Below are 12903 nucleotides of genomic sequence, written 5' to 3'. Positions count from 1 at the left end.
AACCAGTTAACCGGTGCAGGGCGTGGCGCGCTTCGTCGAGGGCGACCTCAAGATGCCTGATAGAGCCGCCAACGCTTGACCTCCCATCTTCGGCCGTGGCGCGATGGCGCGGTCTTGCTGAATGGCTGGAGTGCAGAGATTTTTGTGGGAGCAACCGTTTTGCCGATTTATTAGACCCATTAGCGATTTTATTGTGGGAGCGGCCCGCGCTCACAGGAAAAGCGTTGGCTGCAGGAATCGATGAAGTCAGTTGCTCCCCCAACTTGAAATTCCATGCATGGACAGCAGTTGGCTGAACAGGGTACACCCAACGTCGGTGCCTGCTGCGCCGGCAGGCACCGACACGGCTTCAGAAGCGCATGTCCATTGCGACTTCCAGCGTGCGGGGTGGGCCCATGTAGTACTGCTGCCCATAAGCCTGCTTGGCGTAGACCTGATCGGTAAGGTTGCGTACCCGTCCAGTCACGCTGATGTGCTCATCCACTCGGTAGCGGACGAAGGCACCGAACAGCGTGTAGCCCGGCGCTTTGAGGGTGTTGGCGTTGTCGGCGTAGACCGCGCCGACATAGCGTGCATCCACACCCCCCGCCCAAGCCGAGGTGAAATCGTAGCTCAGCCACAGGTTGGCGACCTGGGACGGAACATTGACCGGCGCATTGCCCTTGCGTGACACCGACACGCCGTTGACCGCTTCGTTGAAGGTGTCGTACTGCGCATCGACATAGGCGTAGTTGCCTTCGGCGAGCAGCTTGGCGGTGAGCTGCAATCGTCCGGACAGCTCGACGCCGCGCGAGGTCTGCTGCCCGGCCTGTACCGTCAGATTGGGGTTGCCGGAATCGCGCACGGCAAAATCCTTGCGCACGATCTGGTACAGCGCGACGGTGGCGGCGCCGCGTCCTTGCCAGAAGTCGAACTTGCTGCCGAGTTCCCATTGCTCGCCCTTGGACAGGTCGAACTGGCCAACGTTGGCGTAGGTCGCCGCCGCCAGGGAGCCTGCCGGAAGGTCCGCGGCGGTGCTGTACTGGGCATACAGGGTGGCTGCAGGCGTCAGCGCGTAGGTCAGGCCCACACGCCCCGACAGCGGCTCCCAGCGGCGCTCGAAGCGCGCCGGAGAACTTGCGCTGACCGCGCCGTAGTTGCGCACGTGCATGTCCAGGTAGTCATAACGCAAGGCCGTCAGCAAGGCCAGCCGCTCGCTCAGTTGCAGGCGGTTTTCGGCGAACGCCGCACGGTTGTCGGTAACATGCCGGCGCTGCTTGGTCAGGCCCCTGTCGACCCCGGCGATGGTGTAGAAGCTGCCAGGGTCGAACTGCTCGGGATCGACTTCATCGCTCCAATTGCCGGCGGTGGGGTAGACGCTCTGGCGCATGTGCGAATAGTCCAGGCCCAGCGCCCACTGGCTGGCCAGGCCCAGCAGTTGCTGGTCATGGCGCAGCTCCAGGCGATCCCCCAGCACGCTATGCTGATGACGTTGCAGGTAAGGGCTGGCGCGCAGTACGTTGCCAGCCTGTGTGTAGCTGTAGCGCTCGACGTTGCGGTAATCACGCTGGGCGCTGTAGTGGTACAAGGTGTTGTGCACAGTCGTGGCGCCATCGACCTGGTAGTCCAACATCGAGCGCAGCCAGCGCACCCGTTGCTCGTAGCGTCCGTCGGCGACGTTGTAGTTCTCGAAGCGCCGATGCTTGTCGATCTTCATGGCGCTGTGCCCCGGCAAGATCGGAGCGCCCCAGTAGGGGCTATCCTCACGGTCTTGCTGATATTCGATCGCCAGGGTGTGCGTGAGGTTGGGCGAAAGGTCGCTGAGCAGCGACAACGCCAGGCTGTCGGTCTTGCGCGCATTGCGATCGACATAGCCGTTGCCTTGGCTGCGGCTGAAATCCAGGCGCATGAAATGCTGGGCAACGGCCGGGTCGCTGGCCAACGCCTGGTTGACGCCCACGGCCAGCTCACGTTCATCGAAGCTTGCGTAGCGCACGCGGGCATCGACGGTCTGCTGGTCGCGCGTGGCGCTCTTGGTGATGTAGTTGATCGACCCGCCCACCGCGCCTGCGCCATGCAGGAACGAGGACGGCCCGCCCAGCAGCTCGACCCGGTCGAGCATCCAGGCGTCCACTGGCCGGGTGGCGCTGCTGTAACCCAGGTTGATGCCGTTGAACAGTTGGGTGACCTGATTCTGGGTAAAGCCGCGGTAGCTGACGAAGCCGCCATAGCCGGGGTTGGCCGAGGCGTTGATGCCAGTCATGGCGTTGATCACGTCCTGGCTGTCGTTGGCATCGCGGGCCTCGATCAGGCGTCGGTCGGCAACGCTCACCGACGCAGGCGTCTCGCGCGCGCTCAGGCCCAGTCGCGAGCCGGTGCGGATCGGTTCGTCCAATTGTACGCCAGTGGCTGCCTCACGCTCGGCATCGATGCGGGTGGCGTCGAGTTCGACGGCAAGGTCGTGCGCGCAGGCAAATGTGCAGGTGCCCATCAAAAGCACCAAGGAGGTTTTGTGCAGCATGCTGAAGTTTCTTCCACGCAAGAATCATGGCTGACCGCAGGCGCGCGAACAGGCGCGCCCATCATGAGGTCAGGCGATAAGGGCAATACGTGCGTAAAGAGGCGAGGGTGGCGCGCGGGGTGTAAGGGCGGGGCGTTGGTGACGCGGCGGAGGCTGCGCCCAGCTGCGCACCACGATGGGCGTGGTGCCCGGCGCGCGTAGCATGGCGTAGGCCCATGCACCTTGGCTCAGCGGCACTGCCAGGGCAAACGAGGAACACACCGGGCAGTCGAGCTGGGCCAGATGCTGGTCGCCGCCGGCGCCATCGAGGTCGATGGCCACGCCGTGCTCACTGTTGATCGAGCAGAAACCACCTTCCAGGCCGGCCAGGCGCAAGCCGCCCATCTGGCCGTGGTGCAGGCCGCACAGCAACAGGCTGAACAGAACGCTCGCATAGAGCGTCCAGGCCGTCAGTATGCGGGTGTGCCGGGTGATCTTCATGGCGGCGAATCTACCACTGGCAGGCGCGCCCGGATAGTCGTCGCGCTCAGCTCGGTGACTGCAGATAGCGGTGGTAGAAGTCCAGCGTGGCGAGGTTCTTGTCCTTGGCCTCGAACATGATGTCGAAGCGCTCGAGAAACTGCAGCGCGTACCGGTTGGTCCAGTCGTTCCACATCTGCGCACTGTGGGCATACAGATCGCGTTTGTTGACCTGTTCGAGCAAGGCAGGGATGGTCAATTTGCGCTCGGCGCTGAAGCCGAGCGCTTGCAGGTGCTCCGGCGGCTGAGAGTAATGCATGGTCGGGCGCACGCCGCGCCAGCTGTCGATGATGCGCGCCACGCGCGGGTCGGCGGGGTCGATGTAGTCGCCTTCGTGGATCCAGCAGTGATGGATGTCCAGCACCACCGGGGCGAGGTCGGCCAGGCCCAGGCAGTCGTCCACGCCGTAGGTTTTTTCGTCATTCTCGAAGGTGATCACGTTGCGTGCCACTTGCGACAGCCGCGGCCATACGTGGCGCACACCCTCGGCGCCCAGGCGTCCCGCGATGTGGATGTTGCACTTGAAGTCCTGAAAACGCTGGCCGTAGCCCATCATGCGGATCATGTCGGCGTGGTATTCGAACTCGGCCAGGCTGTTTTCCACCACCTCGGGGCGGTCCGAGCCGAGCACGCAGTATTGGCCGGGGTGAAACGACAGGCGGATGTCGCGCTCGCGGGCCAGGGCACCGATGGCGGCGAAGCGCTCGGCCATCAAGGCCTGGAACGCGCTGTCCTGGTACAACGCGGTGGCGCTGGGGTGGCTGTAGAGCGGCAGCAGGTCGCTGCTCAGGCGCAGCATGCGCAACATCGGCGGCAAATCGGCAACATAGGCCAGCAGCCGCAGTTGCGCGTCGAGGTTGTGTTGTACCAGTTCCAGCAGCTTGGCCCGGGCTGCCTCCTGAGTGGCGCCGGATACCCAGCGCAGGGTCGTGGTGCGCGGATTGAACGTGCGCTCGAAGGCCTCCAGCGCCTTGACCTCAAGGCTGCGCTGGGGGTGGCGGTACATACAGGCGAAACCCAGGCGGGCCATGGTCAGTCTCCAGGTGAACGATGTGGCTTGGACCGGGCAGCGGGCAAATCGATCACTGCAAACCGTTGCCTGGCGACGCTGATCGCCTCCGGTCCGCTCAGGGCTGCGGTCGCTCCAGAGCCTGCAATTCGTCCTCGACCTGCTGCATGCGTTGCTCGGCCTTCGCCTGGACCTGCGTATCGCGTGCGCTTTCGCGCATCAGCGCGGTGAGCTTGTCGCTCAGTTGCTGGCCTTGCTCGGTCTGCTCCAGCGCCTTGGCCTTGGCCGGATCGTGGGTGGCAGCCACGATGGTGGCGAACTCGGCATCGCTGAAGTTCTTTTCGCTGTACAGCTTGAACAGGTCCTGACGCTGGTCTTCGACCGTCAGGTGCTTGCGCAGCACCGCGTCAATGGTGGCCTGATCGAGTTGAGGGTGGGTGCGGGTGAGCAGCGCGGCCATGCGCTGGATATTGTGCTCGTACGCCTCCTGCAAGGGCAGGTTGGCGAGAATCTGTTGCTCGCGGCTGGGCTTCTGCTCGCAGCCGGCGAGGGCGGCAGTCAGCAGCAAAGGGAGCAGCAACATCGGAATGCGGGGCATGGGGGGCCTTGGGCGCGTGCTTCAGAAGGTCGTGATTATAGCGGTGTCGGCTTGCCAGCAGCTTGCCTGTGCAGTAGAAAAAGCGGCCATTCATAGCAGGTGCGTCGGCCATGCCTCACTGGACCATCCAACCCCCCAGCCGCGATGACGTCGATGAAGTCGTGGCGTTCATCGACGCTGCCCGTCGCGCGCTGTTTGCGCCGCTAGCCGATTCGCCCTTGCCAGAGGACCTGGCCCATTTCGCCCAGACCTACCTGGACGGCGCGGGCTGTTTCCTCGAAGCGCGCGATCGCGGGCGCTTGATCGCAGGTATCGGCTATCGCCCCTACGACCACCGCTTTGCCCAATTGGATTACCGCGGCCGCCGCGTGGTCGAGGTGGTGCGCCTGTTCGTCCTGCCCGAATACCGTCGCCATGGCCTGGCAGCGGCATTGGTCACGGCGCTGCGCGAGCATGCCCGGGCCGCGTCGGTCGAATGCCTGTACTTGCATACCCATCCGTTCCTGCCGGGGGCCATTGTGTTCTGGGAGCGCCAGGGCTTCACCGTGGTCGATGTCGAGGATGACCCGATATGGCGCACCACGCACATGCACCAGCTGTTGTTGCCCTAGGAAATATCCTACCCAGGGGCATGCTGCGTAGCCGTCATGTTCATTTCATTGGCCGGACGATTTGCTTACCGTCGCAGTTTTCACGATGACGGAGGAAAGCTGCCCATGGCACATCTTGCGCTGTACAAACTCGACCTGCTCGACGCGTTCGAGAGCCGCAGGGACGAATGGACCTATGTCGATTTCGAAAAACTGCTGACCAAGGTCAGGCCGTCCGCCAGCTACCAGGATGCCAAGGGCATCATCCTGGCGGCGCACCAGGACGGCAGCTGGCCGAAGACGGTGAAACGCTATCTGCTGAGCAACTACCGGGTGCATCAGAATGTCAGCGCAGAGCTGCACAACGCCTTGATCGACGTGCTGTCCACGCTTACCGAGCATGAGCGTCAAGCCTGGGGGCTGTCAGAAAGCGCCTGACAGCGGCCATTCCACGGCCAGGCGCAGCTGGTCCGAATCCAGCTCCGCCTGCGCCGTGTTGCCCCGGTGCAGGTTGTGGCGCAGCGAGAACGTGGTGCCCTTGGCCTTGCCGCTTTGCACCACATAGCGGGCTTCGAAGTCGCGCTCCCAGTGCTTGCCACCCTTGCCATAACCCAAGTAGGCGTAGCCGCCAGCAGGATCGACATGGCTGCCGTCGATGGCGAAACCGCGTACGTACAGGGCGCTCAGGCTCAGCCCCGGCACGCCGTAGCCGCCCATGTCGAGGTCGTAGCGAGCTTGCCAGGATTTCTCGTTCGGCGCATTGAAGTCGGACAACTGCACGGCGTTGCCCAGGTAGATCGCCCCGCGCGACGCGTAATCGAACGGCGTGTTGCCATCGACCTGCTGCCACCCCAGGCTGAACCCGTGAGGCCCATGGGTATAGCGTGAGATCAGGCTCCAGGTGGTGTTGTCGATGCGTCCGGACAGCGCCTTGCCGGTGTCGGTGGTGCGATACAGATTCAGGTCCAGGCTCAGGCTCTGCGTCTCGTCCAGGGCGTGGCTGAAGGTGCTGCCCAGGTAGTGCTGATTCCAGGTGTCGGCATAGCGCGAGCTGTACAGGCTGGCGCTGAACGCCGCGCTCGGGCTCCAGGCCAGGCCGGCGAGATCGAAGCTGTCGCCTTGGCGAGCGTCGGAATAGTTCACCACGAACCCCTGGTCGTGGCTGGAAGCGTTACGGTCGGTATTTTCGGTGAAATGGCCGGCGACCAGCTTGAGTTTGTCGACTTCGTTGCTGGTGAGAAATACCCCGGTAAAGGTTTCTGGCAGCAGACGGCTATCAGATGAACTGAACACCGGTGTCTTGATCCGTTGTTCGCCGTAGGACAGCACCGTGTTGGACAGGCGCAATTTCAACGCCGCGCCCGCGCGGCTGTATTCACGCTTGGGATGCCCTTCGTTATCCAATGCCAACAGCCGTGCCTTGCCAGCGCGCCCGCCACCGCTGTCCAGACGCAGGCCAAGGTAGGCGTGGGCATCGACGCCTACCCCGATCAGCCCCTGGGTGAAGCCGGACTGCAGCGTGCCCATCAGCCCGTAACCCCATTCCTCGGCCATGCCGTTGCGCTCGCTGCGCGGTTTGTAGGCGTTGCGCGCGCTGCCATTGCGGCCACCATGGCGGTAGTCGCGCTGGTCGAACACCGTACGGTTCAACAGGCTCCAGCTGCTGTCTTCTACCAGTCCATTGCTCTGTGACTGCGCTGAGTCCGCGCAGGCCAGTGGCGCCAGGCCACTGAGTGGAACGGCTAACAGCAAGAGGGCGGGGCGCAACGGCATGGTGTGGGGTTCCTGTTCAGGGGGCGCGGAAACGCAGGATGCGCGCGCCGTCGTACGGGTCGGTCAGATAATGGGCATGCACACCGAACGTGCTCAGCAGGCGCTCGGGCGTCAGCACCTGGTGCGGCGTACCGAGCGCGACCAGGTGGCCTTTGTCGAGCACGGCGACGCGGTCGCAGGTCAGCGCTTGGTTCAGATCGTGCAGCGCCACCAGCGTGGTCACTGCCAGTGCCTGTACCTGTTGCAGCAGGCTCAGCTGATGTTGGATGTCCAGATGGTTGGTCGGCTCATCGAGCAACAGCACCTGGGGGCGCTGGGCCAGGGCGCGGGCGATGTGCACGCGCTGGCGCTCGCCGCCGGACAGCGAGCTCCACAGACGGGCTCGTAGGTGCTCGGCATCCAGGTCAAGCAGGGCTTGCTCGACGATGGCGCGGTCTTCCCGTGAGAACGGCGCCAGGGCCGATAACCACGGCGTGCGGCCCAACGCGACGGCATCGTAAACGCTGATCGCATCGAGGGTGTCGGCGTGCTGCTCGACCAGCGCCAGGGCCTGCGCCACGCGCCGGCGCGGCAGGCCTGCCAGGGACTGGCCGAGCAGCTGGATGCTGCCAGCACTGGGGCTGCGCAAGCCGGCCAGCAGTTTCAGCAACGACGACTTGCCCGAGCCATTGGGGCCGACGATGGCCAGGGTTTCCCCGGGCATCAGGCTCAGCTCGACGTTGCACAGCACGCTATTGCCGGCCAGTTGCAGGCTCAAGCCGCGACAGGCCAGTGGTGCAGGTTGCAGGTGCTGCATGACGGTCATGGGCACCCCCGGCGGCTGATCAGGATCAGGGCGAACACCGGCGCGCCGAGCAGCGCCGTGACCACGCCCACCGGGATCACCTGGCCAGGGATCAACGTACGCGACAGGCTGTCGGCGGCGATCAGAAACAACGCCCCGCCCAGTGCACTGGCGGGCAGCAGACGGTTATGGCCGGGGCCGAGCAACAGCCGCAGGGCATGCGGAATGACCAGGCCGACGAAGCCGATGGCGCCGACGATCGACACCATCACCGCCGTGACCAGCGCTGCGCAGCTGATCAACAGCAATTGCGTGCGGCGCACGGCAATGCCTAGCGAGGCTGCCGAGTCACTGCCGAAGGTAAAGGCGTCCAGCGCCCGGCGATGCCACAGGCACACCAGCAAGCCCAGCACTGCCACTGGCAGCGCCAACCACACCGATGGCCAGCGCACCCCGCTGAGGTTGCCCAGCAGCCAGAACAGAATGCCCCGGGCCTGCTCGGCAGTGGCCGACTTGGTGATGAGAAAGGCGGTAAGGGCGTTGAACAACTGCGAGCCGGCGATACCGGCAAGGATCACCTGCGCGTTGTTGGCACCAGAGCCGGCGGCGCGCGCCAGGACCAGTACCAGGGCGAAGGCCGCCAGGGCCCCGATGAAGGCGCCGCCTGACATGCTCAGGGCGAAGCTGCCCAGGCCCAGCAGGCCGACCAGCACCGCGCCCGTCGAGGCCCCGGCCGACAAACCCAGCAAGTAAGGTTCGGCCAACGGATTGCGCAAGAGCGCCTGCAGAATCACCCCGCAGATCGCCAGGCCCGCGCCACAGGCTGCGGCCACCAGCGAACGGGTCAGGCGGTAGTTCCAGACGATCCCGGCATCAATGGGGTCGACCGGGTAACCGGCCTGCCACAGGTGATTGGCCAGCACCTGGTAAACCACGCTGGGCGCCAGTCGGGTTTCGCCAATGGCGGTGCCGGCCAGCACGGCCGCCAGTAACGCCAGCACGGCAAGCAGGCTGTAGAGCAGCGCTCTCATGGGCGCGCCGCTGGAACGGGGGCGAGTTGCGAAGACATGTTCGGGCGATCTCCTATCGGGCAGTTCTGGGGAGGAACGCACGGACAGGCATCGCCACGCCGCTGCTGGCGCAGCGGCACACCGATGACCATCCCGGACACCCCGCCGGTTGGTGAATGTAGGCCGGCAGGTCTCCTGACTGGTGCGTCCTCGCCCGGCTCCGGCCTTCCCAGGGCAATAGACCCAGTGGCATCGATGGAGCAGGCTCGGCACCTACAGTTGCGGGGGCAGTTCCGATTGGCGCGCCTGGGGCGGGCCTGGGATTCCCTTTTGATTCCGTGATGGAAACCGGCGGCCGCATGGTAGACCATCCGCTCGCCGGGGCAAAACGCTAAATCAGAAGTACTTGAGCCAGGCGATGTCGCGGCGACGGCCCTTGAGCTGGGCGAACCAGCGCACCGGCAGGTATAGCGCGGCCGCTAGCGCGACTGCTGCCAACCAGACCGCGCCAATGCCCTCAAAGCCGAAATAGGCACCTTGATTGAGGCCAAACAGCGCCACGCACGCCAGGTACAGCAGTTTGAGCACGTACAGGTGCAGCAAGTAGAAGAACATCGGTGCGGCGCCGAACACCGCCAGCACGCTGATCCAGCGCGCCGCGCCCGCGCGCTCGAAACCACGCAGCAGCAGCAGGCCGCAACCCAGGGTGAGTGCCAGGAACAGCAGCGATGGCGGGTATTTGGTGATATTGAAAAAGCTCATCAGCGTTTGCGTGATGCTCGGGTAGCCGCTCCAGGGCGCTTCGCCGTAGCCGTTGTACAGGCGCAGTGCGACGAAACCGCACAACGCCAGCAACCCGGCCAGCAACAGCCGATGCTGGCGCTGGGCCGGCTGGCTGCCCCGGGCGAACCATGGGCCAAGGGCGTAACCCAGGGCGATTACGCCGATCCACGGCAACACTGGGTAGGAGGTGCGTAGGCGCAGGCCTTCGGAAACCTGCAACCAGCCGCGGTCATGCAGGATCGCCCATGGCACATGCATGGCCGAATCCAAGCCGAAATGCACGCCGTCGAGCAGGTTATGCCCGGCGATGATCAGCGCGCCGAGCACCAGCAATGCCGTGCGCGGCAGCCACACCAGCACTGACAACGCGATCATGCTGACGCCAATGGCCCAGATCACCTGCATGTACACCACGCTCGGTGGCAGCTGGAACGTCCAGGCAAAATTCACCAAGGTAAATTCCAGCACCACCAGGAACAGCCCGCGCTTGAACAGAAACGCCGAGACATCGCTGCGGCCCTGGTACTTCTCGCCGTACAACCAGGCCGACAGCCCGGTCAGCAGGACGAACACCGGAGCGCACAGGTGCGCCAGCGTGCGGCTGAAAAACAGCGTGGGGTCGGTGGCATCTATCGCCATCGGGTCGCCAACCTGGCGATGCAGGAAGAAGGTTTCGCGTACGTGATCGAGCAACATGAACACGATCACCAGTCCGCGCAGGGCGTCGATGCTTTGCAGGCGCTGGTGGAGCAGGGTGGGAGTCGCTGAGGCGCTGGTCATGGAAGTGGGTCGCAGGCAGGAATTGATGTCAAATGAAACGTTATCTTATAACTTTTGTTTCATTGTTGGTAGCCCTTTCCTAGCTTGATCAAGCACGAAACCTCCGACCCAGCGGCGCGCCGCTGGGCAGCTAATGAAAATTTCGTGAATTTATCGTGAATTTAACCGAACTTTTTCGCCGAGGTTCGCCTCGAAGCGCTCGTTAGTCATTTGTCTTACTGTCATGGAGACTGTATTCGTATGTTCGCTCGCAACCTGCTGCGTCACGCCGGCCTGCTCGCTCTGGTCAGCTCGCCAATCCTCGCCCAGGCCGCGCCAAGCACCGACCCGCTGTTCAGCGTTGGTCTGCTGGGTGCTTACAATAAGTTCAAGTTCGAAGGCGGCAGTGAGTCGGATAAGGAGCATCTGGGCCAGGGCGGTCTGTTCGCCACCTTCAGCAACAAGATGACTGCCGAGTCCGGGTTCATCTACCAGATTGGCGCAGAAGCCAAGTACGGCAAGAAAAACGACGACAAGCTCAAGGAAGCGCAAGCCGACCTGGACCTGGGCTGGCGTGCGGCGCTGGATGCGCGTAATTTCGTCGACGTCACCGTGGGTGGCGGCTACAGCTGGACGCGTTTCGAGCCAGAGATCAACGACCTGGATACCAAGCTGACCTACAAGTCGCCGTTCGCCAAGGCGGCGCTGGGCTACAACCATCAGTTCGACGCCTCGACCCTGCGCGTTGAAGTCGGCGCACGTCACACCATCGATGGCCGCGCCCGCCTCAAGGTCGACGATTTCGGCAGCGATACGGTGGACCTGAAAGACCGTACCAACCCGTATGCCGAAGTGACCCTGCTGATGAACCAGCAAGGCGCGTTGCCGCTGCAGGCCGGCGTCTACTACACCCGGACCGAATACAAGCTCGATGAAGATTCGCCGGTAGCCGACAATACCAAGCTCAAGCGTGACGAGTTTGGCTTCAAAGTCGGCATGGCGTTCTGATGCTGGATGCCTGAGGCACTGCCCCTCCGCTCGTCTCGCACGGCGGCGGGGCAGGCCAGGCCGCTGCTACACGTCCTAGCGCCCGCGGCGGCGCGAAACCCGCGCTTCGATATTGTTGCGCCCGATCAGCAACGCAGGCGTCTCCACCACCGGCGCATCGGCAAGCCATTTGTACATCACCAGACAGTCGACCAGGCCCAGGCGGGCGTGGCGATAGGCCTTGGGCAGCCGACCCACCGTCTCGAAGCCCAGCTTGTTCCACAGCGCCACGGCGACTTCGTTGCTGGCGACCACGCTGTTGAACTGCAGCGCCAGGAAGCCTTCCTGGCGTGCCAGTTTCTGTGAGTGTTCGCACATCAGCCGTGCCACCCCGCGGCCCTGGGCAGCGGCGCAGACCATATAGCCACAGTTGCCGACATGGGCCCCGGGTCCCGCCGCATTGGCCTTGAGGTAGTACGAGCCCAGCAGCTCACCGTCCTCTTCGGCTACCAGCGTGTGCAGCGGCAGTTCAAGCCACAGCCGGCGCGCCTGGGCGAAGTCGAGCTCGGGATCGAGCGCGTAGGTTTCGCGGGCCTGGACGACTGCCTGCAAGGTGGGCCAGAAACGCTCGAAGTCATCGGGCGTCATGGGGCGAACGTCGATCATGGCGCTTCCTCGAACCATCAGATGTAGATGAACAGCACTATCAATGCCGCTACCACCAGCCACTTTTCCAGGTAGTAACGCATGCGATTGCGCTTCTTCAACGCCTTGCCGCGTTCGCGTATGCGGTAGATGCGGGTGAATAGCCGATTGATCGCACCGGTCTTGTCGCCGGCGTCGTTGGGCGCTGCTGCGGCGGCCATGACATTGCGGCTGAACCAGCGGTTGAAAGCGGTGGCCCAGCGGTACTTGAGCGGACGCTCGATGTCGCAGAACAGGATGATGCGATTGTGCTCGGTGGTGTTGGCCGCATAGTGAATGTAGGTTTCATCGAACACCACACCCTCGCCATCGCGCCATGAATACTTTTCGCCGTCCACGTCGATATAGCAGCCATCGTCATTGGGCGTGTCCAGGCCAAGATGGAAACGGTACGACCCTGCGTATGGGTCACGGTGGCGCACCAGCTTGGCCCCCGGCGGCAAGGTGGCGAACATCGCCGCCTTGACCGTGCCGATGCCTTGCAGCAGCTCGGTGGTGCGCGGGCACAGGGTCATCGCCGAGGGGTGGCTCTCGCCGTACCACTTCAGGTAAAAGCGCTTCCAGCCGGTCTTGAAGAACGAGTTGAAACCCACGTCGTCGTAGTTGTCGGATTTCTTGATCTCGCCGACGTGCAGCAACTGCTGCGCTTCGGCGCGAATTTCCTGCCAGTGCTCCTGGAGCGGCTGCAGCTCGGGGAAGGCCTCGACGGGCAAGTAGGGCTTGGCCGGGTGTTTGGAAAACAGGTACAGAAAGCTGTTGACCGGCGCCAGGAAGCTTGAGTGATCGCCCAGCTGGCGGGTCAACTTGTGGCGTACCCGACCGCGCAGGTGAACGTAGGCGATCGAGAGAACGAAGATCAGTACGAGTGCAATTTTCATGGACGTTT

Annotated in this window: 13 protein-coding genes and 1 riboswitch; of the genes, 3 read left to right on the top strand and 10 right to left on the bottom strand. The window is 63.7% G+C overall.

Annotated features, from left to right (window positions below; translation table 11 throughout):
- Nucleotides 1-349: 349 nt before the first annotated feature.
- The 4 genes from ACLEJW_RS04645 to ACLEJW_RS04630 form a co-directional block, all read right to left on the bottom strand.
- On the bottom strand, nucleotides 350-2500 hold the full coding sequence (locus tag ACLEJW_RS04645) for a TonB-dependent receptor (RefSeq protein WP_440777055.1): 2151 nt from the start codon (nucleotides 2498-2500) through the stop codon (nucleotides 350-352).
- Nucleotides 2501-2569: 69 nt separating this feature from the next.
- Nucleotides 2570-2980 carry a DUF2946 family protein gene (locus ACLEJW_RS04640; RefSeq protein ID WP_440777054.1) on the bottom strand — a complete coding sequence of 137 codons (411 nt, stop codon included), beginning with the start codon at nucleotides 2978-2980 and terminating at the stop codon, nucleotides 2570-2572.
- A gap of 46 nt (nucleotides 2981-3026) precedes the next feature.
- Nucleotides 3027-4049, bottom strand: a complete 1023-nt coding sequence (gene uvsE, locus ACLEJW_RS04635; protein ID WP_313299491.1) for a UV DNA damage repair endonuclease UvsE — start codon at nucleotides 4047-4049, stop codon at nucleotides 3027-3029.
- Between the two features lie 97 nt (nucleotides 4050-4146).
- Nucleotides 4147-4626 carry a hypothetical protein gene (locus ACLEJW_RS04630; RefSeq protein ID WP_145187137.1) on the bottom strand — a complete coding sequence of 160 codons (480 nt, stop codon included), beginning with the start codon at nucleotides 4624-4626 and terminating at the stop codon, nucleotides 4147-4149.
- A 110-nt stretch (nucleotides 4627-4736) separates the two neighbouring features.
- On the opposite strand from ACLEJW_RS04630, the gene ACLEJW_RS04625 reads away from it, so the two are divergent.
- Together ACLEJW_RS04625 and ACLEJW_RS04620 are read left to right on the top strand one after the other, a co-directional pair.
- Nucleotides 4737-5237, top strand: a complete 501-nt coding sequence (locus ACLEJW_RS04625) for a GNAT family N-acetyltransferase (protein WP_145187134.1) — start codon at nucleotides 4737-4739, stop codon at nucleotides 5235-5237.
- Between the two features lie 105 nt (nucleotides 5238-5342).
- Complete coding sequence (locus ACLEJW_RS04620) at nucleotides 5343-5654, top strand: hypothetical protein (RefSeq protein WP_440777053.1); 312 nt, start codon at nucleotides 5343-5345, stop codon at nucleotides 5652-5654.
- Here the strand turns inward: ACLEJW_RS04620 and ACLEJW_RS04615 are convergent.
- The 4 genes from ACLEJW_RS04615 to ACLEJW_RS04600 all read right to left on the bottom strand — a co-directional run bounded on the left by ACLEJW_RS04615 (nucleotide 5640) and on the right by ACLEJW_RS04600 (nucleotide 10346).
- A complete protein-coding gene (locus ACLEJW_RS04615; protein ID WP_313299501.1) occupies nucleotides 5640-6989 on the bottom strand; it encodes an OprD family porin in 1350 nt (449 codons plus the stop codon). The genes ACLEJW_RS04620 and ACLEJW_RS04615 overlap by 15 nt on opposite strands.
- A 16-nt stretch (nucleotides 6990-7005) precedes the next feature.
- Nucleotides 7006-7794, bottom strand: coding sequence for an ABC transporter ATP-binding protein (locus ACLEJW_RS04610; RefSeq protein ID WP_145187125.1), 789 nt, complete (start codon nucleotides 7792-7794; stop codon nucleotides 7006-7008).
- Nucleotides 7791-8804 carry a FecCD family ABC transporter permease gene (locus ACLEJW_RS04605; protein WP_313299511.1) on the bottom strand — a complete coding sequence of 338 codons (1014 nt, stop codon included), beginning with the start codon at nucleotides 8802-8804 and terminating at the stop codon, nucleotides 7791-7793. The genes ACLEJW_RS04610 and ACLEJW_RS04605 overlap by 4 nt, the downstream gene beginning before the upstream one ends.
- Before the next feature lie 147 nt (nucleotides 8805-8951).
- A riboswitch (cobalamin riboswitch) is annotated at nucleotides 8952-9151 on the bottom strand.
- 28 nt (nucleotides 9152-9179) lie between these two features.
- Nucleotides 9180-10346, bottom strand: a complete 1167-nt coding sequence (locus ACLEJW_RS04600) for a DUF1624 domain-containing protein (protein ID WP_440777052.1) — start codon at nucleotides 10344-10346, stop codon at nucleotides 9180-9182.
- Between the two features lie 240 nt (nucleotides 10347-10586).
- Here ACLEJW_RS04600 and ACLEJW_RS04595 point away from each other — a divergent pair, with 240 nt between their 5' ends.
- Nucleotides 10587-11333 (top strand): outer membrane beta-barrel protein, encoded by a 747-nt coding sequence (locus ACLEJW_RS04595; RefSeq protein ID WP_440777051.1) that lies wholly within the window; start codon nucleotides 10587-10589, stop codon nucleotides 11331-11333.
- A gap of 75 nt (nucleotides 11334-11408) precedes the next feature.
- On the opposite strand, the gene ACLEJW_RS04590 is transcribed toward ACLEJW_RS04595, so the two are convergent.
- Together ACLEJW_RS04590 and lpxO are read right to left on the bottom strand one after the other, a co-directional pair.
- Complete coding sequence (locus tag ACLEJW_RS04590) at nucleotides 11409-11978, bottom strand: GNAT family N-acetyltransferase (protein ID WP_313299531.1); 570 nt, start codon at nucleotides 11976-11978, stop codon at nucleotides 11409-11411.
- A gap of 17 nt (nucleotides 11979-11995) precedes the next feature.
- Nucleotides 11996-12895, bottom strand: a complete 900-nt coding sequence (gene lpxO, locus ACLEJW_RS04585; protein ID WP_145187108.1) for a lipid A hydroxylase LpxO — start codon at nucleotides 12893-12895, stop codon at nucleotides 11996-11998.
- Nucleotides 12896-12903: the final 8 nt, after the last annotated feature.

Origin of the sequence: Pseudomonas sp. SMSB3 (genome assembly GCF_052041965.1) — a bacterium.
Classification (GTDB): domain Bacteria; phylum Pseudomonadota; class Gammaproteobacteria; order Pseudomonadales; family Pseudomonadaceae; genus Aquipseudomonas.
The sequence above is the reverse complement of the archived record's forward strand: the minus strand, read 5'-3'. Positions and strand labels throughout refer to the sequence as shown.

Bases quoted from the DNA above. Each gene is read 5' to 3' on its own strand.
- ACLEJW_RS04645 (WP_440777055.1), bottom strand. From the start codon at position 2,500: ATGCTGCACAAAACCTCCTTGGTGCTTTTGATGGGCACCTGCACATTT.
- ACLEJW_RS04640 (WP_440777054.1), bottom strand. From the start codon at position 2,980: ATGAAGATCACCCGGCACACCCGCATACTGACGGCCTGGACGCTCTAT.
- uvsE (WP_313299491.1), bottom strand. From the start codon at position 4,049: ATGGCCCGCCTGGGTTTCGCCTGTATGTACCGCCACCCCCAGCGCAGC.
- ACLEJW_RS04630 (WP_145187137.1), bottom strand. From the start codon at position 4,626: ATGCCCCGCATTCCGATGTTGCTGCTCCCTTTGCTGCTGACTGCCGCC.
- ACLEJW_RS04625 (WP_145187134.1), top strand. From the start codon at position 4,737: ATGCCTCACTGGACCATCCAACCCCCCAGCCGCGATGACGTCGATGAA.
- ACLEJW_RS04620 (WP_440777053.1), top strand. From the start codon at position 5,343: ATGGCACATCTTGCGCTGTACAAACTCGACCTGCTCGACGCGTTCGAG.
- ACLEJW_RS04615 (WP_313299501.1), bottom strand. From the start codon at position 6,989: ATGCCGTTGCGCCCCGCCCTCTTGCTGTTAGCCGTTCCACTCAGTGGC.
- ACLEJW_RS04610 (WP_145187125.1), bottom strand. From the start codon at position 7,794: ATGACCGTCATGCAGCACCTGCAACCTGCACCACTGGCCTGTCGCGGC.
- ACLEJW_RS04605 (WP_313299511.1), bottom strand. From the start codon at position 8,804: ATGAGAGCGCTGCTCTACAGCCTGCTTGCCGTGCTGGCGTTACTGGCG.
- ACLEJW_RS04600 (WP_440777052.1), bottom strand. From the start codon at position 10,346: ATGACCAGCGCCTCAGCGACTCCCACCCTGCTCCACCAGCGCCTGCAA.
- ACLEJW_RS04595 (WP_440777051.1), top strand. From the start codon at position 10,587: ATGTTCGCTCGCAACCTGCTGCGTCACGCCGGCCTGCTCGCTCTGGTC.
- ACLEJW_RS04590 (WP_313299531.1), bottom strand. From the start codon at position 11,978: ATGATCGACGTTCGCCCCATGACGCCCGATGACTTCGAGCGTTTCTGG.
- lpxO (WP_145187108.1), bottom strand. From the start codon at position 12,895: ATGAAAATTGCACTCGTACTGATCTTCGTTCTCTCGATCGCCTACGTT.